Genomic DNA, 22,567 nt, shown 5'->3' on the forward strand with positions numbered 1-22,567 from the left:
ACCTGGAACAGAGAACCTTGCAGACCATCGACAACCCGTTCGGCACGAGGTTGTCACCCATGTCTTAGGTACATTCTGTTACCCATGTCTCCGGGTCGTACCCAGGAGCCAATGGTGGGCCCGGAGGGCGTATTAAAATCGTTGATTTTATTGACTTTTTCCTGGGCAAAAATCAGAAATCTTCCCGTATCGTTCCGTATGCTCCCGTGACGCCATACAGTCCACCTAGCTAACCTCGTTTGCGAACGTTCGGAGCCATGCTCCAGAATGACCGCATTGGGGCCGGATTGGGAAGGTCGGCTTATGGCGTCCGAAGAAAAATAGCGGACGTTCGGCGCGGTGCGATCCAAGGTCTGAAGCTAACACAATAGCAGCCAAGAGGCGTGATAGACTCCACACCTGAGGGCCCACACAATCCGCACGATTTCCTTCGCTCTAGGGCCTGTTGATATTCATGATTCCCATTCTGGCTTGATCGTGATTCAAGCTTTGGATGGAACGATTCGTGCTGACGGACGCCCAGTGGGCGAAGATGGAACCGCATTGTCTGGGTAAGCCAGCGGATCCTGGGCGAAGCGGCCACGACAATCGCCTGTTCGTCGAAGCGGTGTTTGATCCCGGGCTTTGATGGTGCAGTCTTCTCGCAGGAATGGAGGGATGCGCTATGGGCCAGGTTCTACACGGGAGCGCCACGACGACAGAGGCGATCCGTCGAGCGATACAAAATGGTCAAGAGAGCCTGAGGGCTCTGGCAAAGCGCTACGGGATCAACCAGAAGACCGTTGCCAAGTGGAAGAAGCGCAACTCGGTCGCCGACCTCGCGACCGGGCCGAAAGAGCCGCATTCGTCGGTGCTCTCGCTGGAAGAGGAAGCAATTATCGTCGCCTTCCGCAAGCACACATTGTTGCCGCTCGATAACTGTCTCTATGCGCTTCAGCCGACGATCCCTCACCTGTCGCGGTCTTCATTGCATCGCTGCCTGCAGCGGCACGGCATCAGCCGGCTGCCGGAGATCGAAGGCGACAAGGCGCCCAAGAAGAAGTTCAAAGCCTATCCGATCGGCTTCTTCCACATCGACATTGCCGAGGTGCAAACGGCCGAGGGCAAGCTGCGCCTGTTCGTAGCCATCGAGCGCACATCCAAGTTCGCCTACGCCGAGCTCCACCGGGAGGCAGGCAAATGGTCAGCTCAGTTCCTGCGCAATCTGATCGCGGCGGTCCCCTACCCTATCCACACGGTGCTGACCGACAACGGCATCCAGTTCACCAACCACGCCCGTCACAAATACGCGTTCCACCACATCTTCGATCGCGTCTGCGACGAGAACGGCATCGAGCACAGGCTCACCAAGATCAACCATCCCTGGACAAACGGACAGGTGGAACGGATGAACCGAACCATCAAGGACGCGACCGTCAAGCGCTTCCACTACGACAGCCATGAACAACTGCAGCGCCACCTTCAGGACTTCATCGACGCCTACAATTTCGGCCGCAGGCTAAAGACGCTGAAGGGCCTCACACCGTACGAGTTCATCTGCAAACGATGGACTTCAGACCCGGATCGATTCATCATTGATCCAATCCATCAAATGCCGGGACTGAACACCTAGGTTGCCGCATTGCCAATTCTGTCTCGGCGCGGCCGTATCCCTGCGCCATTTGCAGTGCTTCAAGGCCAGCGCGCGCTTTCACTCATTCTGGCAGGCCTGCCTTGCGCAAGTTCTCGCGAAGGTGTTCGAGATCGCCGGGATTTTTGTAAGGCGTCATTTGGGGGCCGGTTCTCGAAACGATTGTGGCTGATGGATCCATTTGCTTGATCCGCTCCACGGCTTCCCTCGCTTCGATCATATTCCCCAATGCAGCATGACTGGCTGCCAAATAGAGCCAGCGGTACACCGTGTCGATTGTCTTTAGGCTACGCAAAGCCGTGACTGCTTCATGGTATTGTCGGGAGTCGTAATAAATCTGCCCGAGCTGTTGAACGTACCACTCGGGATAGCGAGGATTAAGCCGCAACGCCTTTTGTGCTGCGTCGAGGCCTTCGGTGGTTCTTCCCGCGCAACTCAGGCAGTAGCCATAGTCCATGAGAATGTCTGCATCATTGGGATTGAGATCAAAGGCGCGGTGAAATGCTCCAATGGCAGGTTCGTACTGCCCGCAAAAAAGGCAGTGTCCTGCGAGTGCGTAATGGCCCCACGCATCCGCGTCGTCGCGTTCAATCGCGAGATTGGCGTACCGCAAAGCATCAGCCAACGAGGACTCGGGGTTCTCGCTGAATCCATCGACTACGTCCATCATGTGCGTCCAGGCAACCTTGGCAAAGGCCTTGCCAAATTTGGGATCAAGCTCCCCGGCCTTGAGGAAGAGTTCGCGCGCGTGCTGATTGCCCTCCTTGGTATTACGGTCTATGGCCTCCATACCTCGCACGAAGTAGTCCAGCGCTTGAAAGTTCCGTGTCCCCGCGAGTTCCGGGCGCTCTTGCCACGCCTTTAACAGTCGGCCTCCGTGCGCTGTGGCTAAACTTCCAATTATTCTTTCGGTGACATCGTCCTGCACGGCAAAGATATCATCGATGCCTCGGTCGTAGCGCTCTGCCCAAAGGTGCCGACCAGTCTTGCCGTCAATGAGCTGGGCCGTAACCCGGACACGGTCCTTCGACCTCTGTACGCTGCCCTCCAAGATATAGCGGGCACCCAGCTCCCGGCTGGCATCCTGTATCTTGGTGGCTTTGCCCTTGTAGGCGAACGTCGAATTGCTCGCGATGACGAAAAGATCGCGAAACCGAGACAATCCGGTGATGACGTTCTCTGTAATCCCATCCGCAAAGTAGTCCTGCTGACGGTCGTCGCTCATATTGACGAACGGCAGCAAAGCGATGGAAGGTTTATCAGAAAGCGAGGTCGGCGAAGTGGTGTTCGCTCCGGGACCGTCGAGACGCACCGCATAAGCTCGCACGGGTCGCTCAATGTTTTTAAGTATCTGCTCACCGTTGTCGTCGAATTGCACGTCAAGCCGGTTTCCGAGGTGATCTCGCACTGTGCCCGAAACCATAACACCTCCAACGGGAGCGATGCCTTCGAGCCTCGCCGCCACGTTCACGCCGTCACCGAACAGATCGTCATCCTCGACGATGACGTCGCCGAGGTTGATCCCAATGCGGAATTGTATCTTTCGGTCCTCGGACAAGTCTGCGTTGCGATCCGACATGGCACGCTGCATGGCAACGGCACAAGCCACGGCGTTCACGACACTTGGAAACTCCGCCAGGACACCATCGCCCGTCGTTTTGAAAATGCGGCCTTTGTGCTCGGCGATCTTTGGGTCGATCAACCCGGCCCGGATTTCCTTCAATGCGTCAAGCGTGCCAACCTCATCCCTGCCCATGAGCCGGGTGTATCCCGCCACGTCAGCGGCAAGGATGGCCGCGAGGCGGCGTTGAACGCGTCCTTCGGGCATGTAGTGCATTGCCTTCAAGAACAACAGGACAAGGATTGTACGGACGACCGCCGGCCGAGTCCACGAGCAGGAAACTCGAGTATGGGTCGTCATACGCCGGAATTCAAACTAGGACGCTACCGGCGCGAAGGAGGCTTGGCGCGATGTACCCGAACGTGAACCAAGACCGCGCCTTATTAGCTTTGCCTGCCCGAACCTGGTCAGCGAGCCTGTCCATGAAGACCAACGATGCAATTGCTCGCTACATCGCCTTGCGCCGACTAAGGACATCGTGAAGCCACCACTCAGGCCCTTCACGTTTGGGGCCGTGAAGAGACCAGCAGGTTTCGGAGCGGGAAGGTCAAATAGCAGCGCTTCCTGCAGGCGGCCTGGCCATGGCCGTTGCCGACCCGGAGCCGTCATAAGGTCTTTGGTGGTGGTCTTACCACGGCATCGATGAACGGTGCGTTCTGGGCTAGGTATTCCTCGATGCCGCTCTCGTTTGTCGACTCCAACTCTAGCCGCGCCGCAATTCGTCATCCTTCGCGGCCATCCGGGCCGGCGTTTTTCCGAGTGCCTCGGCGATCTCCCCGTTGGCCTTGCCGGCAGCGATCAGGCTCGGAATATCGGCTCGCGCGGCGTCAGGGGATCCAATGTCATGATTGCCCGGCAGCTTCCAGAATGAGCTTGGTGATCTCATTTGGATGCGAAATGAGCGACAGATGGCTGGATTTGAGTTCGATGGCTTTAGCGCCCATGCGTCTGGCCATGAAACGCTGCAGGTCTGGATTTATCGTCCCATCTTGCGTCGAAACGGCGTAGTAGCTTGGCTTGGAACGCCAAGCAGCGTTTGAGGTTTTGCCGGTGAGCAACGCCTTTTGGAATGGTTGTTGAACGGCATAGAGAACCCTCGCCCTGGCCTCGGGAAGATCGCCCCCGAAGTCGCGCAGGAACGCTTCTTCCGTCAGCCGTCCTTCGTCGCCGTCGAAGACAATGCCCGCGGTTGCGGGTGGTGTCGGGTAGGTTTTTGCCAAAGCTGCATAGTCCTCACCTGCATCCGGTGCTCGGGCAGCGACATAAACCAGTGAAGAGACGTTCGGATGTACGCCTGCTTCGGTGAGGATCATCCCCGAAAAGGAGTGGCCGACAAAGACAGTCGGACCGTCCTGCCGGTCGAGGATGCGCCGGGCGGCCGCCACGGCATCGGGCAGCGTGGTGAGCGGGTTCTGGACCGCCGTGCAGTTTAGGCCCTTCGCTTGCAGCCGGGCGATAACCTCGGCCCAGCATGATCCGTCGGCGAAAAGTCCATGCACGAGAACGACATTGCGCGCCTTTGGAGGCGTGTGTGTGGCGGCCAGGCCGGCATGTGTCGCAACAAATGACGTGGCAGCACCGACGAGCAAAGTTTTCGAAAATGTGCGTCTGTTCATCATCATGACGAATCTCCATCGTTTGCGAAGCGGTAGAATTATTTGAACCCGGTCCGGAGCGGCATCTCAGATTGACATGCCGCCAGAGACCTCGATGCGTTGGGCATTGACCCAGCGGTTGTCCGCAGAGAGCAGCGAGGCAATCATCGGACCGATATCGTCGGGCAGGCCGGCGCGGCCCAGCGCCGTCATTTCGGCGACACGCTGGTTCAGATCCGGATTGTCGCGCACCATACCGCCGCTAAAGTCGGTCTGGATGGCGCCAGGCGCGACGACATTGACGGCGATGCGACGCGGTCCCAGCTCCTTTGCCATGTACCGGGTCAGCACCTCGACCGCTCCCTTCATCGCACCGTAAGGAGCACTGCCAGGAACGATGATGCGAGTCAGGCCGCTCGACAGGTTGACGATCCGGCCCCCGTCATTGATCAGCGGCAAGAGCTTCTGCGTCAAGAAGAAAACGCCTTTGAAGTGCACATTGTAAAGCATGTCCAGTTCATCTTCCGTCGTCGCCTCGATGCTGTTGTGGTGCGAGGTTCCGGCATTGTTGACGAGGTAGTCGAAGCGCTCGGCGCCCAGATCGGCAAGCGCCTGCTTTACGGCGTCGACGAAAGGGTCGAAACCGTGGGCGTCGCCGGTGTCGAGCTTGAGGGCAATGGCTTTGGCGTCGGCTTCAGCAACCAGGGCCACGACCTTTTCGGCTTCCGCCCTGCTGGAATTGTAGGTGAGGATTGAGTCGACACCACGTCTGGCGAGGTTGAGCACGGTGTTGCGGCCCAGCCCGCGGCTGCCGCCGGTGACGATTGCGATTTTGCGTTCGGAATTCTGTGTCATCGCCGTTCTCCTTTGTTGATGACGGTGAACATAAGAGGGCGAAGCACGGGCGAACATGCCGGAACCGGCTTCTTTCTTGCCTGATCCTGCCTCCGGCGTTAGTTTGTAATTCCAGATTTGCGGGGAATCCGATTGAGCACTCTTTCGATGTTGCGTGATGCTGTCGTCGCCGCGTTTGCGGCTCATGGAAACAAGAGCCCCTATTTCACCGCGATCGACGGGCTGGCATTGCTGCGATCCTTCTCCGAGCGGCATCCGAACCACCTGATCCACCGGCCGGCGCTCTGCATCGTGGTGCAGGGCGCGAAATGGACGACGTTCGGCGAACGGAGGCTCCATTATCGCACCAGCCAGGCCATGGTCGTCAGCGTCGAGATGCCGGGTGCAAGCCAGGTGGTGCACGGCGCGCCGGATGCGCCCTATCTCAGCGCCGTCATCGAACTCGACCAGGCAATCCTACGCGAAGTCTATGAAAGCATGGAGGCACCGCCCACTCCGGCCTCCGACGAGCATGCCGCCTTCGTTATGGAGCTCAACGAGGCGATCCTCGGCTGCGCCGCGCGCGCCGTCAGCCTGCTTGGCGAGCCGCAGGCAATCCCGCTGCTCTATCCCGGCGTCAAGCGCGAACTCTGCTACCGCCTGCTGGCCGGGCCACATGGCGCTGTCTTCGCCCGCATGGTCGTCGGCGCGGAGCGAAACCGGCGTCTGGTCGAAGCGATCCACGCATTGCGGGGCAATTTCGACAAGCAGGTGCGCGTCGATGATCTTGCCGCACTCGCCGGCCTGAGCCCGACAGCCTTCCATCGTCAGTTCAAGGCAATGACCGCGATGACACCGGTGCAGTTTCAAAAGCAAATCCGCCTGATGGAGGCGCGCCGGCTGATGCTGTCGCGCGAAATGTCGGCGGAAGCGGTCGCCTTTGAGGTGGGCTATGCCAGCCCCTCACAGTTCAGCCGGGAATATGCCCGGCTGTTCGGGGCTCCGCCACGCCGAGACATCGGAAAGCTTCTGTCGGCCTGACTGCTTCAGCGCGCACGCTGAAACGGCGCACGACCGCTCTTGGCGGATAGTGTTGAAAAAGTCCGCGACTGATCTTTTGGGACGTTTGCGTAGAATAGCGTTCAGTCAAGACGCCGGTCGTGAATCCTGATTCCGGAAAAGTCCTTGCCTTGAAATGGGGTTCTATCGTCGGCACTTGTTTTGCCGCGCTCCGGACTTTCTCAACACTATCGGCGCATTGCTGCCATTCGCAACGCAGATCTCTAACGGGTCAAGATTTTCCGTGGAGCCGTCGCTTGGGAAGGCCTGCAACGGGCCACAGCTGAAGCGCACAGTGCACAAAGGGGGCGGGCCGAAGTTCTCCTCTGGCGAGAAGCGGAAGCGAGTTTCGGGAGCCAATGGCAGGTAGTTTCATCCCTGTAGGCCACTGAGCAAGACAAGCAACGCTGACCGCCGTCGCGCACGTAGCCAGATAGGATATATATAAATGAGCCGAGCAGGAGGGGGATATGCACGTTGCTCGTGTTTATCTGCGGGTCAGTACGCAAGGGTAGGATCTTGATCGCCAGGGATCGATCGTCGCTGAGGCGAGGGATGCCGGATACTACATCGCCGGCGTCTACCGCGAGAAGGCATCCGGCGCTCGCGCCGACCGGCCGGAGCTGCTTCGTCTCATCGCGGATCTTCAGCCGGGGGAGGTTGTCGTTGCGGAGAAGATAGACCGCATCAGTCGGCTGCCTTTGCCTGAAGCTGCAAAGCTGATCGAAACAATTCGCAATAAGGGTGCTCGTCTTGCCGTACCTGGTTTGGTGGATCTTAGCGACATCGCGGCCAGCGCCGACGGCGTTGCCAAGATCGTGCTCGAGTCCATTCAGGAAATGTTGCTGAAGCTCGCCCTGCAAATGGCTCGAGACGACTTCGAGGATCGTCGCGAACGCCAGAGGCAAGGCATCGAATTGGCAAAGGCGGGCGGGAAATATGCCGGACGCCAAGCTGACCTGGTGACACACGAACGCATTATTTCATTATTGTCTTCCGGTCTGGCGGCAACAGTATCAGCAGGACGGCGAAGCTGACCGGCTGCAGCGAAGCGCAGGTGAAGCGCGTCTGGGCTCGACATCAGAAGGAAATCGGGAATCAGGAAATGTTGTCGCAAAAGTTGAGTTCTGCGACTGTGCAAAAGTCAGTTGCAAAGCCGTCGCTTTGATCGGGAGTTTTCGCGACAAGGGAGGGTCGCGAGAGGTGGTCTTCTTCCGTAGCTTCCCTCGAACGGAACGAGAAAGAAGCGCCAATTGTCGACGTTTGCAGTTATGCCAACAACGTCGCGTCTACTCGGCAAGCAGACTTACGGCCTTGCGGCATTTGGGAGCTCACTTGACGACCGAAAACTCGAACTGGTGCCCGCGGTAAACGGCCTTGTATTCGTCGTCGCGCCCCGGCGTCCTGAACACATTGCGATAAATTGCTCCACAGCTTGTCAGCTCTCTGGGAAAGGCATTGCACAGGAAATTGCCTTGCACCCAGGAGGTTCCTGAGCGGCTCCTCTGGCCAACGGTCTCGCTGACGGCGCCGTCGACCGAGGTTGTGCGCTGCATCGGCAGGAACGTGGGCATTACCAATTTTCCGCGCGTTTCGTGGCCGAACATTAGAGACCTTATTTCCGCCCCTGTGAGCCGGTCCTTCGGATTCATGCCTGCCTTTGCCAATGCCGGCAGCTCTGGCACACCTGCCTTGGTCAGCCCGGCCAAAAGGCGTTCGATATCGGCCGTATTCTTGAACACCATGTAATCCTGGGTCATCAACTGGCTCGGCCCCCTGTCCACCCGCCCAACAACCTTCCTAAGCGTTTCCAAAGCCGGCGCGGCCTGGTCTGTGCGCCCAAGATGCCCATAAGCCGAAATAAGGACCTGCAGGGCATAAAATTTCGCCCGTGGATCGGCCGATATAAGGTCCATCTTCTCGATAGAGCGAACCGCGTCCTCAAACTTCTCCTGGCCGAACTCGGCCAGTCCGGCTTGGTAGCGCCTGTAGTCCATCCACGAGTTTGGGTCGACGCGCGCAGCCGCATCGAGATAGCTAAGCACTTCCTTCGGCCTGCCGTTGAAATTCAGAGCATTGGCCAGCGAGAGATAATTCCAAGTATCGCTGGGATCGAGCGCCACCGACTTCAGAAGAACGGTAACTGCGTCGTCCGAGTCGTGCTCGCGGACCATCAACTCGGCGACGAGCTGATAGTAGCCCGGCGAAGGATCCCTGGCCGCCGCTTCCAGGGTTTCATAGATCTTGCCCTGGGCCACGTCGGTCGTAAGCCCCATTACTACGACCCGACCGACATCCGCGTCCCAGTAGGCCCAGGCGAGCTGGGCGTACGCCGCGCCGAAATCGGGGTCGAGTTGCACGGCTTGCTGGAAATACTTCACAGCCTGCGCAAACTCCTCGGGCGTGTTGATACGGTTGTAGATGTCCATCCCCTTGAGATAGGCCTCATAGGCCTCGGGATTACTGGTGCCTCCGGCCCGGGTAGCCGGCGCGCCGCTCACCAGGCGGAGCTGGAGCGCACCCGCGATGCTGCTGACAACGCCGTCCTGCAGCGCGAATACGTCTGCCCACCGGCCGTCGAAACGCTCCGCCCAGAGATGTCTGGAAGTCCCGCCATCGATTAGCTGCGCATTGATGCGCATGTCGTCGCCGACGCGGCGAATCGAGCCTTTCAGCAGGTACCGGACGCCCAATGCCGCCGCTATCTCCTCCGGCTTCGGGTCCTTGTCCTTGTAAGCGGAGGCCGCGTTGGGGGAGAAGACGAAAAGACCCGGCACACGCGCCAGTGCGGTCGTCAGATCCTCAGTGAAGCCGTTGGCGAGATATTCTTGTTCCTTGTCGTCGCTGAGATTGTCGAAGGGCAGGACGACTAGCGAGGGCCGAGCGTCGGCTGTCTCGCTGACGGTTGGAACGGCAGGCTGTGCAGGCCTCTCCCATCGCTGCCACCATGCTGCTGCGAGGCCGAGAGCCAGGACGAGAATTCCCGCCGCGGCCGGAAAACGCCAGGCGCGCGGCTGGCGGTGAGCATGGAGGGCCTTGCCCGCTGCCGCTGGATTGAGCAGTACGCGATAGGTCCGAACTGGTTCGGTGATATTCTTGACCCTCTGTTCGCCCATTGACTCAAACGTGAACGCCAGCTTCCTCTCGACCTCCTTGGCCACTTTTCCCGAGACGCAGATGCCGCCTGGCTCCGCCATCTGCTGAAGTCTGGCCGCGATGTTGACCCCATCGCCATACCGGTCGTCGCCGTCAACGATCACCTCGCCGAGGTTGATACCGATCCGCACCTGAATCTGTTCCGCTTCGGGAAGCGAGGCGTTGCGCTCGGACAGGCCGCGCTGCAGCGACACTGCACATTCGACGGCATCGACGACACTGCCGAATTCGGACAGCATCCCATCGCCCATCAGCTTGAAGATATGGCCGTGGTGGCGAGCAATTTCGGGTTCGAACAGTTCTTTGCGCCCGGCACGAAGGCGTTCGAATGTACCGGCCTCATCGCGCTCCATCAGAGCCGAATAGCCCACTACATCTGCGGCTAAAATCGCGGAAAGCTTGCGATCCATTGTCGGCCTTGCCCCAGCGGATCATAGTATTGGTTGTTCTGAAAGGAAACCGACCTCACCAGCAAATCCCTTCTTCCGCACGTTTGATGGACCGCTGATACGGCGAGGTGTAACCAATGTCGTAGTCACCACATTCGAGACATTAGAGCTTGCCCGCCGGAATGGCTCGTTTGGGTCATGGCGGTGAAGTGACCCGGAGCAAGCGACCTGCCGCTTCGCGTCGATTCCGGCCGCCTGGTTTTCGTAAAAGTCCGGATTAAAGCGACTGTTTTGCGTCTGATGTTTCCACCGTCCCACGATAGGCAGTTTCGCTACCACCACGACCATGGCGGTTGCTGCGGGGTATTTCTGACGCAGCCTATGGGGCTATCCGCTTGCCCTATTCTGAGCCAGAGCGCGTTGAAGTATACCTCAATGCGCTTAACTTGCGGGCCTAGCTCATTAATTGAAAGAGCGACTCTATTTGGCCATGCGCCAAAGGACCACCCATTTGGGCCGGCGTTGTGGAATTTCCGACGCCATGGCCCGGTTAGATCAGGCTGCAGCTCCAAGAATGGTCCCGCTGCCTGAAACTCAACCCCTTTACAGCTACTTACAGCGGCTCTTGCAAGCGTTGAGTCGATTAAGGCTGGCCGTTTCACAATTGCGATACGCCTGGACCGCCTCCCGCTCGCTGTACCCGTGAGCCCGCACCCAGTCAGGGTATAAGAAGTGATTGCAATCGCCATAGTGGGCAAAACTATAATCTGAGCACTGACTTCTGCAGCTTCCAGATGCAGAAGGTGATTATGGGCATGCCATTATCCGCGGAACCGCTCGGTGGTCCAACGGATCTTCCCGTCGACCTTCATCGGCTTGTGGATCACCAGGCGCTTGGGCAGGTGTTCCGGATGCACCTCAAGCAGGGTGATCTTCACCGTGGGCTTGCAGCGGCTGCAGTCGAATTTGAGCTTCAGGGGATCGGCGCCGCCGCGTAAACCATCATCAGATCGGCCGAACGGCAGTAGCGAACGTTGCGACAGCTGCATTCAGCCTTGACGAGCATGTTGTGCCGGGTCGCCTTGCCAAGCGTGTCGATCGGATCGTGCGTGGGGGCCGCAAGCGGACAGGCAGCTTCACGCTGCAGATTTAAAAAGCGGTCCTTTATTCTAGGCCTCAACAAGGCATCGACGTGGTGAGCAGTCGGGGGCCGTCAGGCCGGAAACAGGAATGCCGAAGCGGGATCGAAAAAGATCTGCCGGCTCAAAGCGATACCGGCACGGCACGGTTCCGCACCGTCCGAGGTCGGCCTGACGTCGATCTCATCGCCTGACGCGGTGCGCGCGACGACGCGTCGGCGATCGCCAAAGAAGGCCGCGTCGACGATCTCAACGACAAGTGAGGCGTTCCCTGGTAAGGGGGTCAGCCGGAATGCTTCAGGCCGCACCATCAGCCTGGCCTTCTGGCCGCGATGGAACACATGCGTGGCCTTCACGCCCTTGATGATCGAGCCGTCGGCCAGCCGCACGCTAGCTGTGCCGCTCTCGGTGTCGAGATGCTCGGCCGGCAAGAAATTCGAGTTGCCTATGAAACCGGCGACGAAATCGGTGGCGGGCCTCAGGTAAAGGTCCTCGCCGGTGCCGATCTGTTCGATACGGCCATCCCGGAAGAGCGCGATCCGGTCCGACAGATGCAGCGCTTCCTCCTGGTCATGCGTGACGTAGAGGATTGTGACGCCGGTCTCGCGGTGGATGCGGCGGATCTCGGCCTGTATCTCCTCGCGCAGTTTCTTATCCAGCGCCGACAGCGGTTCGTCCATCAGCAGGATCGGCGGATCATAGGCCAGCGCGCGGGCAAGCGCGACGCGCTGCTGCTGACCGCCCGAAAGTGCCGCGGGCAGACGCCCGGCGAAGCCTTCCAGCCGCACCAGCGAGAGCATGTCGGCGACCTTGCGCTTGACCTCGGCCTCGGGCCGGCGGCGGACGCGGAGCGGGAAGGCGACGTTTTCGGCGACGCTGAGATGCGGGAACAGTGTGTAGCGCTGAAAGACCATGCCGATGTTGCGCTTGTGCGAAGGCACTGAAAGCAGCGACTTGCCCTGCAGCAGCACGTCGCCGGAGGTCGGATCCTGGAAGCCGGCAATGGCATAGAGCGTGGTCGACTTGCCGGAACCGGACGGCCCGAGGAAGGTCAGGAATTCGCCCTTCGGAATCTCCAGCGTCACATCGTGAACGGCGGTGAAGGCGCCGAACGCCTTGCGCAATTTGCGGATCGAGAGAAAGGCTTGGGTCATGTCTGCAGCTTTCGGCGCAAGAGTGCCGTCACGATCATCAGGGCCAGCGTGAGCGCGACCAGCAGGCTGGAGGCGGCGGCGATCACAGGCGTGAGGTCCGAACGGAGGCTCCCCCAGATCTTAACCGGCAATGTCTGCAAAGTGGGGCTCGCCATGAAGATCGCGACGACCACCTCGTCCCAGGACGCTAGAAAGGAAAAGATCGCGGCGGAGAAGATACCGATGCGGATCGACGGCAGAGTGATACGCAGCCTGGCCTGCAGCGGGCTCGCGCCACAAACGATCGCCGCATCCTCGATCGACTTGTCGAAACCTTCGAGCGCGGTGGCGATCGGAATGATGGCGAAGGGCAGCGCCAATACGGTGTGGGCGACGACGAAGCCGATGGTGGTGCCGCCGAGGCCAAGCCGCAGGAAGAAGGCGTAGGTGGCGATGGCGAAAACGACGACGGGCAGGACCATCGGCGTGAGTAGCAGCCCGCGCAGGATTTCTCGGCCGCGGAACTGGCCGTGAACCAGCGCGAAGGAGGCGAGCAGGCCGATGGCGACGGCGAGGATCGCCGTCATCGTGGCGATGCGCGCGCTGGTGAGGGCCGCTTCGATCCAGGACGGGTCGGCGAACAGCTCGTGATACCATTTCAGCGTCCAGCCGGGGGGCGGAAAGGCCAGCCAGCGCGACGAGCCGAAGGAGAGAAGCACGATGAAGACCACAGGCAGCAGCAGGAAGGCTGCGACCAATGCCGTGAGGGCAAGGAGCGCGACCTTCAGCCAGCCGAGGCGGTCATAGTCGAGCAGCATCTCAAGCGCCTCCGGTCGTGCGTCTTGCGCCGACAAGGCGCAGCTGCAGCGCGTAGAGCGCCATGGTGACAACGAGCAGCATAAAGGCGGCAGCGCTACCCAGTCCCCAGTTGAGCAGCGACTGGATCATCTGCGCGATCATTTCGGCGAGCATCATGTTTGACGTGCCGCCAAGCAACGCGGGCGTCACGAAATAGCCGAGCGACATGACAAAGACCATCAGCCCGCCCGCGGCGATGCCGGGCATCGACAGCGGCAACAGGATGCGCCGGAAGGCGGCGAGCGGGCTCGCGCCGCAAAGGGCTGCGGCGCGCAGCGTCATCGGGTCGATCGCCCGCAATGTGCCGACCAGCGGCAGGATCATGAACGGCAGCATAATGTAGACCATGCCGATGGTGACGCCGGTGAGATTGTTGATGAGTGGCAGCGGCTGGTCGATGATGCCGGCGCCGATCAATGCCCTGTTGATGACGCCGGTGCGCTGCAGAAGCACCATCCAGGCATAGGTGCGGGTCAAAAGGTTCGTCCACATCGACAGGATGATGATGCCGAACAGGATCGATGCCAGCGTGGCCGGCATGATCGCCAGCATCCAGGCAACTGGGAAGGCGACAAGCACGGTGACGATGGTGACGACGGCGGCGACGAGGAAGGTGTTGAAGAACACGCGCGCGTAAGTGCCATCGCCGAGAAGGGTCGTGTAATTCTGCAGGCCGAAGGCAGGTTCGGTGACGCTGCGCAGCAACAGCGCCAGCACCGGCACGACGAAGAAAAGGCCGATCAGGATCAGCGCCGGCAGCAGGCCGCCGAAGCCTGCCGGCATGCGCCGCGTTGCGATCCCTTGCTGTGCTTCCACCGACATGGCGGTATCCCGAAGTGCGGATCGGGACGGCCCGGGCCGTCCCGATGCTGATCATGAAAAGGCGGCGCTTACTTTGCCTGCCACGCGTACCAGCGCGTGGCGATCTCGTCGCGGTGCTCGGCCCAGTAGTTCATGTCGAGATTGATCTGGCCGTCAACATGGGCGTCGGGCAAGCCCTTGACCACGTCGGCGGGCATCTCGGCCTTGGCCTTCCTGTTGATCGGCGCGTAGCCGCTCGCCTCGGCGAATTTCGCCTGGCCGGTCGGGCTGCTTGCCGCGGCGAGGAACTTCATCGCCGCGTCCTTGTTCTTGGCGCCCTTCGGTACGACCAGGACGTCGGCGGCGGTCAGGTTCTGGTTCCACGACACGCCAACATCGGCGCCGTCTTTCTCAAGCGCGAAGACGCGGCCGTTCCAGAGCTGGCCGAAGGTCGCCTCACCGGAGGCGATCAACTGCTGGGACTCTGCGCCGCCACCCCACCAGACGATGTCCGACTTGATGGTGTCGAGCTTCTTGAAGGCGCGGTCGAGGTCGAGCGGATAGAGCATGTCGGCCGGCACGCCATCGGCGAGCAGCGCGATCTCGATGACGCCGGGCGCCGACCATTTGTAGAAGGTGCGCTTGCCCGGAAATTTCTTGGTGTTGAACATGTCGGCCCAGCTGGCTGGCTCGCCGGAGACCGCGCCTTTGTTCCAGGCGAGAACGAACGAATAATAGAAGCTGCCGACGGCGTTCTCGTTCGAGAAGCGCGGGTCGAGATCGGCCTTCGGCACGGCGGCGAAGTCGATCGGCTCGAGCAGGCCGTCCTTGGCCGCCTTGATGGCGAAATCCATCTCGACGTCGACGACATCCCAGGTGACGTTCTTGGCGTCGACCATGGCCTTCAGCTTGCCGTAGTCGGTTGGGCCGTCTTGCAAAACCTTGATGCCGGACGAAGCGCTGAAGGGCTCGGCCCAGGACTTGGTCTGGGCTTCCTGGGTCGTCCCGCCCCAACTGGTGAAGACCATTTCATCGGCCTTGGCGGCCGTGGTTGCCATCAACCCGGCAAGCATGCCGGCAAAAATCAGTTTCATGTTGTTGTTCTCCTCTGATTGGTTGGTTCCGTTTCTTGTTCTTCTGGGCCTCTCGCCATGCCGCCTCAGCGCATGACGAAGGGATCGGGGATCGGCTCGTCCGAGGTGCGGATCCACACCGATTTCGAGCGCGTGTAATCGCGTATGGCGTCGAGGCCGCCTTCGCGGCCGAGGCCGGACAGGCCGTAGCCGCCGAAAGGAACCAGTGGCGAGACGACACGATAGGTGTTGATCCAGACGACGCCGGCGTGGATACCGCGCGCCATGCGATGCGCCTTGGCGAGATTCGAGGTGAAGACGCCTGAGGCGAGACCGAAACGGGTGTCATTGGCGAGCGCCAGGCCCTCAGCCTCGCTGTCGAAGGCGACAACGCTCAGCACCGGGCCGAACAGTTCCTCCCGCACGCAGGCGAGATCCTGATCGGGCGCCTCGATGATGGTCGGCGCATAGTAGAAGCCGTCTGTCTTGCCCTGGGGACGTGCGCCGCCGGTGACCAGCCGACCGCCATTGGCGAGGCTTACGGCGAGGATCGCCTCGATGCGCTCGCGCTGGCGAACAGTCGCCAGCGGCCCCATCTCGGTGGCGGGATCCTGCGGATCGCCGATCACAATGGCTTCGGCCTTGCGCTTCAGACGCGCGAGGAATTCCTCCTTCACCGAGCGCTCGACCAGCAGGCGCGAGCCGGCCACGCAGCTCTGGCCTGTCGCGGCGAAAATGCCGGCGACGACGGCGTTGGCGGCGCTGTCGAGATCTGCGTCGGCGAAGACGACGATTGGGCTTTTGCCGCCAAGCTCGAGCGTGGTGTAGGCGAGGTTCTCGGCCGTGTTGGCGACGATCTGACGGGCGGTCGACGGGCCACCGGTGAAAGCGACACGGGCGACGAGCGGGTGGCTGGTCAGGCGATGCCCACAGTTGTGACCGAAGCCGGTCAGGATGTTGACAGCGCCGGCTGGAAAGCCGGCTTCGCTAACCAATTCGGCGAAAGCGAGCAGCGGTGCCGGGCCGTCCTCGGAAGCCTTGAGAACGATGGTGCAGCCGGCAGCCAGCGCCGGGCCGAGCTTGACCGCCGACAGGAAAAGCTGCGAATTCCATGGCACGATCGCGGCGACGACGCCGATCGGCTCAGGCCGGACCGTCACCTCCATGTCGGCCTTGTCGATCGGTATGAAAGCGCCTTCGTGCTTGTCGGCCAGCCCGCCATAGTAGCGGTAATAGTCGCCAACATAGGCGATCTGCGCGCGCGTCTCGCGGATGATCTTGCCGGTGTCGCGTGTCTCCAGCTCGGCCAGCCGCCCGACATTGGCGGCGACGAGGTCACCGAGCCTGACAAGCAGCTTGCCGCGCTGGGTCGCGGTCATCGCGGCCCATGGACCGGAACGCAGCGCGCGATGAGCTGCCTCGACGGCGCGGTCGACATCGGCAATGCTGGCGGCGGGCATTGTCGCCCAAGCCTTGCCCGTCGAAGGATCGATGCTGTCGAAGCTTGCCAAGGCATCGACGAACGCCCCGTCTATGTAGTTCCTGAAGACCGCGTTGCTCATCGCGAGTCTGCCTTCTGGAACGCCGGCATCACCTTGTCGATGAAGAGCTGCAGCGATTTCTTCTTGCGCTCATGCGACAGGCCGCTGTCGATCCAGATGGAGTACTGGTCGTAGCCCTGCGCCTCATAGGTCTTCAGCCTCGCGATCACCGCGTCGGCCTCGCCGATGACGAGGTTTTCGCGGATCTTGTCCGGGCCGTATTGCGGCATGGCCTCGATCTCCTCCTCGGTTAGCGGCTCGAGAATGCCCTGGCGCACCGGCTTCTTGTTCTGAAACCAGGCGCCGAACTGGCAGTAGAACTGTGACAGGTCCTGCGTCAGCCGACCGGCATCGGCCTCGTCCTCGGCGACGAAGGTGTGCATCAGGAGCATGATTTCCGGTCGCGCAATGTCGGGATGAGCCGCGCAGGCGGCGTTGAAGCGTTCCATCAGGCTCGCCACCTCGCCATCGCCGGAGGCAAGCGGCGTCACCTGGACATTGCATTTGTTAGCGACGGCGAAATCATGCGAGTTCGGGTCGCGCGCGGCCACCCAGATTGGCGGATAGGGCTTTTGCACCGGCTTGGGCGAAGAGGTGGTTGGCGGAAACTGCCAGAACTCCCCGGAATGCTCGTAGTCGCCGTCCCAGAGATCGCGGATCGCCGGTATGATCTCGCGCATGCGCTGGCCGGCGCCCCAGGCATCGAGCCCCGGGAAGAGACGCTGGTATTCGTAGCTGTAGGCGCCGCGCGCAATGCCGACATCCAACCTGCCGCCGGAGATGACGTCGGCCATCGCCGCCTCGCCGGCGAGTTTGATCGGGTGCCAGAAGGGCGCGATGATGGTGCCGGTGCCGAGGCGGATGGTTGTCGTCTTGCCTGCGAGATAGGCGATGTTGATGAACGGGTTCGGCGAGATGGTGAATTCCATGCCGTGATGCTCGCCGATCCAGGCCGTCTCGAAGCCCGCTTGCTCCGCGAGCGCGACGAGTTCCCCCAATTCCGCCACAAGTTCGGAATGTGGCTTGCCGAGATCCGTGCGTTCCATGTGGACGAAAAGCGAAAATTTCATCGGTCTCACCGCTGGCCTGAATGGATTGGGCCGGAAGGGATTGGCGCCGACGGCGCCGGCTTTGCGAGCGGCCGGACCTCGCCTTCGACTTCGTTGCCGACATACACGCCGAACGAGTCTTCGGCGCGCTCACGCGCATAGCGGACCAGCATCGAACGCACTGCCGGGTCGGCGACCTTCAATTCGGCGATGCGTTCGATCTCGACAAAGTGGATCTGGCCGTCGGCATAGACGGGGGCGTCCACCGTCCCACGATAATAGACGTGCGTGCGGGCAGTGTCCGTCGCGTCGTCCCACACCGCGTAGAGGAAGCCGAGCTCGGCATCGATGACCTTGGCGGCAAGTTTTCCTCTGAGGCTGCGGGGGTCGTTCGCGGCACCGAGGCCGCGACCGGCCGGCAATTGGTAGGATCCCTCGGCGGTCTCGAAGAAGAGCACGCGGCCTTCGTTCTCAAGGATGGCGCCGACCTCGGTTCCGGGCGGAGCGGTAGCCGCCAGCGCCTCCTGGCTGAGGCCCGGCGTCACATAGGCGCCCCGGCAGTACCCAAGAGGCTGTGCACCGTTGTGGCTAAAATCATGGACGCGACCAATGAGGATCGAATGGTCGCCAGCATCGACCAACTGCTCCATGCAGCAATCGAACACCGCGACCGATCCCCCGATCAGCGGATTGCCGGTCTGTCCAGGTTGCCAAGCAACCGAGGCGAACTTGTCCGCGGCCTTGGAAGCAAAAATGCCGGACGCGGCTTTCTGGGCTTCCGACAGGATGTTGATGGCAAAGCCTCTCGAAGTCGAGAAGGCGTGATGTCCCAGCGCCTTCTTGGCAATGCAGACCAGCACCAGCGGCGGCTCGAGCGAAACGGAAGTAAAGGAATTGGCGGTGAAGCCGCGCGCATCGCCGGCCTCGTCTATCGTGGTGACGATGGTCACTCCCGTCAGGAAGGAGCCCAACGCTCGACGGAACTCCATGGCATCGAATCCCGGCTTGGCTTCGGCGCCTGCGGATGCACTCGACGCCTCGTCGAGAAAGTCCGTTATGCGTTGAGTCACTTTTTGCGGCGAAGCGATTGTCATCATGTGTTTTTCGCCGCTCAGCACGACACATCGCCCAGCCGGAGCGAGCCGCGCCATCGCCGCCGACATGGCGGGAGTCGAGTTGCGATCCTCCGAACCGGTCATGAACAGCGCGGGTGCGGCAAGGTCGGCCAGACGATCGGCGTGCGCGGTGTCGGCGCTGGCAAAGAGGCGATAGGTGCGGGCATAGCCGTCGGCATCGACGCTTTCGAGTGCTGAACGCGCTGTTGCGGCCGCGTCTGAAAGAGCTGGCGGAATCGGATTGCCGAACCAGCGGGCGATCGTGGCGGCGATGGCCGACGGATCGCCGGGTCCGCCAAGCGCGGCCGCCCGTTCGCGCACTGCCTGCGCGAGCTCGGGCGGGCGACGGAAAACGGCGTTGAGACAGACGAGGGCGCCGATGCGAGCGGGCGCGCGGAGCGCGAGTTCCTGTGCCACCAGCGCGCCCATCGAGTGGCCGACAGCGGCCACGTGGTCCAGGCCAAGATGATCAAGCAGGCGGATCGCCTGATCGGCGAAGTCCGACAGCTGGGCATTCTCCGGCGGCAGGGGCGAAGAGCCATGGCCCAGCATGTCGATGGCGATCACGTCGAAGCGGTCCTGCATCGCTGCGAGCTGCGGCTGCCAGATCTCGGCATTCATGCCGACGCCGTGGATGAGCAGGACCGGCGCGCCCGAACCGATCCGAATGAAGCCGGTGCCGTCGGGAGCCTTGCTGCGGATCGTCGCGGCGTCAGCCATGCAGGTCTCCGAGCTCCTTCAGGTCTTGGTAGCGGTCACCGATGCGGTGGTGCGGGCGGCCGCCGATCGATGCGCCGAGCGCCACGACCAGTTCGTCGGGAGCCGGCGCGTCGCCGATCTGGAAATGCACCGTGAGGTAATGCGAGCGGCGGCCTTCGTCGTTCTTGTCCATCAGCGGGATCATGATCGGCGTGTTCGGGCCGCCGCGCAGATTGGTGAAGGCGAGATAGGTCTTGGCGCCGACGGCGCGGCGATAGTGATTGCCGAAATGCAGCGTGTGGATGAGTGCCGAGGCATGCTCGACCTCGCCCGACGTGCCGCAGATCGCGGCCTTGCCGTAGCCTTCGATCGCTTCGCCCGAACCCGCCACGCCGATGATCTCGTTGGTTAGCGCTTGGCCGAGCACCGGCGCGAAGGCGCGGATTTCGGGAGAGAGATCCTCGACGAAGTCGCGGCCTGCCCATGGGTTGGTGAGCACAGCGGCGACGCCGATCAGGCGCAAGGGCCGCGAGGCCGTCTTGCCGCCCTCGATCAGCGTGTTCTCGGTATAGGTTACGATCTTGCGGATGGTCGGCTGCATGAAATCCTCGGGAAGGAGCCGCTCGCGGCTACATCGATTTCCGTATCGTCTTATGGTATACCATGCTATGGAGTGCCGCGCGCCTTGTCAATCGGTCATGGAATCTGTTTTTGTCACGAGGCTTAGGGATTGAGGAAAAATGGCTGACACGCTTCGCATCGACCGCTCCGCCAAGACGTTGAGGACGCTGGCGTTGGAGCGCATGCGCGAGGCGATCATGGATTTTCATTTCCAGCCCGGCGAAAGGCTAGTCGAGCGGCCGTTATGCGATCAGCTCGGGGTCAGCCGGTCGGTCGTGCGCGAGGTGCTGCGGCAACTGGAGGCCGAAGGCCTTGTGCAGATGATACCCGGGCACGGGCCGGCTGTGGCGAAGCCAGATCTCGGCCGAACCGACGAGATCTACGAGCTCAGGGCCTTGCTGGAAGGGATCGCGGCACGCGCCTGCGCACTGTCGGCAACCGAAGCGCAACTGGCGGTATTGGAGCATGCTCTCGGCGAGCTCTTCGAAGCCTGGGCGTCCGGCAAGCCGCCGGCGGTCATGCGCGCAACGACGAAGTTCTACGAAGCGCTGTTTGAGGCCGCGGACAAGCGTGTCGCCTGGGAGATCGTAAGCGGCCTCAACGTGCGCATCAACCAACTGCGTTCGATGACGATCGCCTCGGCGAACCGGCGCGAGGCGGCAATCGCCGAAATGAACGAGATTATGGATGCAATCAGGGCACGCAAGCCTGAGGATGCGGAAGCGGCGGCGCGGCGGCATGTCGAATCCGCTTGGAGGATCGCCCGTGAGAGACTGGCCTGATCCTTAACGGCGCTCCGAAAGCGACATCGTGCAAGCGCAAAATCGAACTGTACGGCCGACATGGGGCGTTGCTGACTGGCAGTTTTGGGGGCCGGTTGCGGACTGTCCGGTTCTGGCTGAGATACTGAGAAAGCTGACGTTCAGCTATCGACCGCATTCTGGTCATTGGCGCTCCGCTCACACGATGGCGGCTCTTGGCCCATCACGGCCATTCGCGCTCTGCTCACGAAGTGGACATTACGGCATTGAACAGTAGCCTTGTCGCTCCAATCGACCCCGGAGGAATACATGTCACCCACGATTATCTCGTCTGAGACCCTGCCCAAAGCATCTCCGTACTTCAGCCACGCTGTGAAGGCTGGCGGCTTGGTATTCGTGTCTGGCACCGCCCCATACTCGCCGGAGACGGGCAAGCTCGTGGGGACGACTATCCAAGAGCAGACCGCCCAAGCACTTCGCAACATTACCGCGATCTTGGAGGCGGCCGGCACCAGCCTGAACAAGGCAGTGAGTGCTACGGTCATCCTCGCTGAGGAGGAGGACTTTGCCGGCATGAATGAGGAATGGCTGAGGTGGTTTCCCGCCAACCCTCCGGCGCGCCAGGGTGCAAAGCTCCCAGTAAAGGTGCCCGGGCTCAAGATTTCGGTCGCGATGATCGCCGAGGGATAAGTCCGCAATGAGGCGCGAAGCGGACACGGAACCACTGTCACTACCAGGCAGGCCGAAGGCATACATTCGAACCGGTTCCTCTACTCCTCCATCAGGCTACGACCAACAAATCCGACAAGGGAGAGTGAACCCGCTGGTCTTGGCGGCTCCCAGGTCGCCCCGACTCCCTCCGCCAAGGTGCGCATTGACCCTGCCCATCACGAAAGCTTGGCCGTCCATTCAGGTGTCATTCGGCTGTCGAATGCTCCATCCCTCGAACACGTCGGTTAAGTGTATCATAAGTAGCCGAGCTCCTCGCGCACGTCCTCCGACCAGGCTAGCTCTGCAGCTTGATCGAATATGCTTGCGAGTCCATCTGCCGAGGGCTTCGAATGGTTCTTGCGCTCTCCATAGCGTTCAACGCGAGCAGGTTATGCCCCGAGCGATAAACGTTGGTCTCTTTGCTCCGAGGTGAGACCCTTGCCATTCTCCGCCCGAATTTTGTGGCCTTGGCCAGTCTGATCCTTTGCTCAGGAGTGAAGCGAGGCATCGATGCAGCTTTCACGGTTAAACGAAGGGGCGCGAAGCATTTCCGGTCCATCTGTAGAGAAGAGCCGGACGTCAGATTCCGACTGACCAGCCCACGGCCCGGCTTACTTTCTGGCCAGCAGCATGCCGAACCGCCCAACACTGACCATGCCAAGACGCCGATGGCGGCGCCATACCACCACGGTGAAAGAATGCCCACGCAGATCACGATCAACACCAACGGTATCAAGGGAAAGTTCATAACCCCCGATGCGAGGTCCAAACAGAGGTTCGCA

At 61.2% G+C, this 22,567-nt stretch carries 18 protein-coding genes; 5 read left to right on the plus strand and 13 right to left on the minus strand.

All coding sequences use genetic code 11. From position 1 onward, the window contains the following. The first annotated feature begins 664 nt into the window (after window positions 1-664). Entirely contained in the window at window positions 665-1,612 is a 948-nt protein-coding gene (locus tag NKJ13_RS22870; protein ID WP_352778368.1) for an IS481 family transposase, read from the plus strand. Window positions 1,613-1,694: 82 nt separating this feature from the next. On the opposite strand, the gene NKJ13_RS22875 is transcribed toward NKJ13_RS22870, so the two are convergent. The 3 genes from NKJ13_RS22875 to NKJ13_RS22885 form a co-directional block, all read right to left on the minus strand. Further along, on the minus strand, window positions 1,695-3,458 hold the full coding sequence (locus NKJ13_RS22875) for an adenylate/guanylate cyclase domain-containing protein (protein ID WP_352778370.1): 1,764 nt from the start codon (window positions 3,456-3,458) through the stop codon (window positions 1,695-1,697). Window positions 3,459-4,093: 635 nt separating this feature from the next. Next, a complete protein-coding gene (locus tag NKJ13_RS22880) occupies window positions 4,094-4,873 on the minus strand; it encodes an alpha/beta fold hydrolase (protein ID WP_113173661.1) in 780 nt (259 codons plus the stop codon). Window positions 4,874-4,933: 60 nt separating this feature from the next. Further along, window positions 4,934-5,701 (minus strand): SDR family NAD(P)-dependent oxidoreductase, encoded by a 768-nt coding sequence (locus NKJ13_RS22885; protein ID WP_352778372.1) that lies wholly within the window; start codon window positions 5,699-5,701, stop codon window positions 4,934-4,936. Window positions 5,702-5,833: 132 nt separating this feature from the next. Here NKJ13_RS22885 and NKJ13_RS22890 point away from each other — a divergent pair, with 132 nt between their 5' ends. Then, window positions 5,834-6,721 carry an AraC family transcriptional regulator gene (locus NKJ13_RS22890; RefSeq protein WP_352778374.1) on the plus strand — a complete coding sequence of 296 codons (888 nt, stop codon included), beginning with the start codon at window positions 5,834-5,836 and terminating at the stop codon, window positions 6,719-6,721. Between the two features lie 587 nt (window positions 6,722-7,308). Further along, complete coding sequence (locus NKJ13_RS22895; RefSeq protein ID WP_502901936.1) at window positions 7,309-7,776, plus strand: recombinase family protein; 468 nt, start codon at window positions 7,309-7,311, stop codon at window positions 7,774-7,776. A 294-nt stretch (window positions 7,777-8,070) separates the two neighbouring features. Here the strand turns inward: NKJ13_RS22895 and NKJ13_RS22900 are convergent, their stop codons facing one another. The 10 genes from NKJ13_RS22900 to NKJ13_RS22945 form a co-directional block, all read right to left on the minus strand. Then, the gene (locus tag NKJ13_RS22900) at window positions 8,071-10,305 is read right to left on the minus strand and encodes an adenylate/guanylate cyclase domain-containing protein (RefSeq protein WP_352778376.1); all 2,235 of its coding nucleotides are present in this window, start codon (window positions 10,303-10,305) and stop codon (window positions 8,071-8,073) included. A gap of 800 nt (window positions 10,306-11,105) precedes the next feature. Next, window positions 11,106-11,333 (minus strand): hypothetical protein, encoded by a 228-nt coding sequence (locus tag NKJ13_RS22905; protein WP_352778378.1) that lies wholly within the window; start codon window positions 11,331-11,333, stop codon window positions 11,106-11,108. Window positions 11,334-11,497: 164 nt separating this feature from the next. After that, window positions 11,498-12,577 (minus strand): ABC transporter ATP-binding protein, encoded by a 1,080-nt coding sequence (locus NKJ13_RS22910; RefSeq protein ID WP_352778380.1) that lies wholly within the window; start codon window positions 12,575-12,577, stop codon window positions 11,498-11,500. After that, window positions 12,574-13,374, minus strand: a complete 801-nt coding sequence (locus tag NKJ13_RS22915; protein WP_352778382.1) for an ABC transporter permease — start codon at window positions 13,372-13,374, stop codon at window positions 12,574-12,576. Before NKJ13_RS22915 ends, NKJ13_RS22910 begins: the two co-directional genes overlap by 4 nt. Before the next feature lies 1 nt (window position 13,375). Continuing rightward, window positions 13,376-14,236, minus strand: a complete 861-nt coding sequence (locus NKJ13_RS22920) for an ABC transporter permease (RefSeq protein ID WP_502901934.1) — start codon at window positions 14,234-14,236, stop codon at window positions 13,376-13,378. A 68-nt stretch (window positions 14,237-14,304) separates the two neighbouring features. After that, on the minus strand, window positions 14,305-15,309 hold the full coding sequence (locus NKJ13_RS22925; RefSeq protein WP_352778384.1) for an ABC transporter substrate-binding protein: 1,005 nt from the start codon (window positions 15,307-15,309) through the stop codon (window positions 14,305-14,307). A 65-nt stretch (window positions 15,310-15,374) separates the two neighbouring features. Then, window positions 15,375-16,850, minus strand: coding sequence for an aldehyde dehydrogenase (locus tag NKJ13_RS22930; protein ID WP_352778386.1), 1,476 nt, complete (start codon window positions 16,848-16,850; stop codon window positions 15,375-15,377). Next, window positions 16,847-17,899: an LLM class flavin-dependent oxidoreductase gene (locus NKJ13_RS22935; RefSeq protein ID WP_352778388.1), complete on the minus strand. Its 1,053-nt coding sequence runs from the start codon at window positions 17,897-17,899 to the stop codon at window positions 16,847-16,849. The genes NKJ13_RS22930 and NKJ13_RS22935 overlap by 4 nt, the downstream gene beginning before the upstream one ends. 5 nt (window positions 17,900-17,904) lie before the next feature. Continuing rightward, entirely contained in the window at window positions 17,905-19,713 is a 1,809-nt protein-coding gene (locus tag NKJ13_RS22940; RefSeq protein ID WP_352778390.1) for an alpha/beta fold hydrolase, read from the minus strand. After that, window positions 19,706-20,293 (minus strand): amino acid synthesis family protein, encoded by a 588-nt coding sequence (locus NKJ13_RS22945; RefSeq protein ID WP_352778392.1) that lies wholly within the window; start codon window positions 20,291-20,293, stop codon window positions 19,706-19,708. The genes NKJ13_RS22940 and NKJ13_RS22945 overlap by 8 nt, the downstream gene beginning before the upstream one ends. A gap of 139 nt (window positions 20,294-20,432) precedes the next feature. On the opposite strand from NKJ13_RS22945, the gene NKJ13_RS22950 reads away from it, so the two are divergent. Next, window positions 20,433-21,095 carry a GntR family transcriptional regulator gene (locus tag NKJ13_RS22950; protein WP_352778394.1) on the plus strand — a complete coding sequence of 221 codons (663 nt, stop codon included), beginning with the start codon at window positions 20,433-20,435 and terminating at the stop codon, window positions 21,093-21,095. A gap of 288 nt (window positions 21,096-21,383) precedes the next feature. Continuing rightward, window positions 21,384-21,764, plus strand: a complete 381-nt coding sequence (locus NKJ13_RS22955) for a RidA family protein (RefSeq protein ID WP_352778396.1) — start codon at window positions 21,384-21,386, stop codon at window positions 21,762-21,764. Window positions 21,765-22,567: the final 803 nt, after the last annotated feature.

This window comes from Mesorhizobium sp. M0174 (genome assembly GCF_040322275.1).
Classification (GTDB): Bacteria; Pseudomonadota; Alphaproteobacteria; order Rhizobiales; family Rhizobiaceae; genus Mesorhizobium.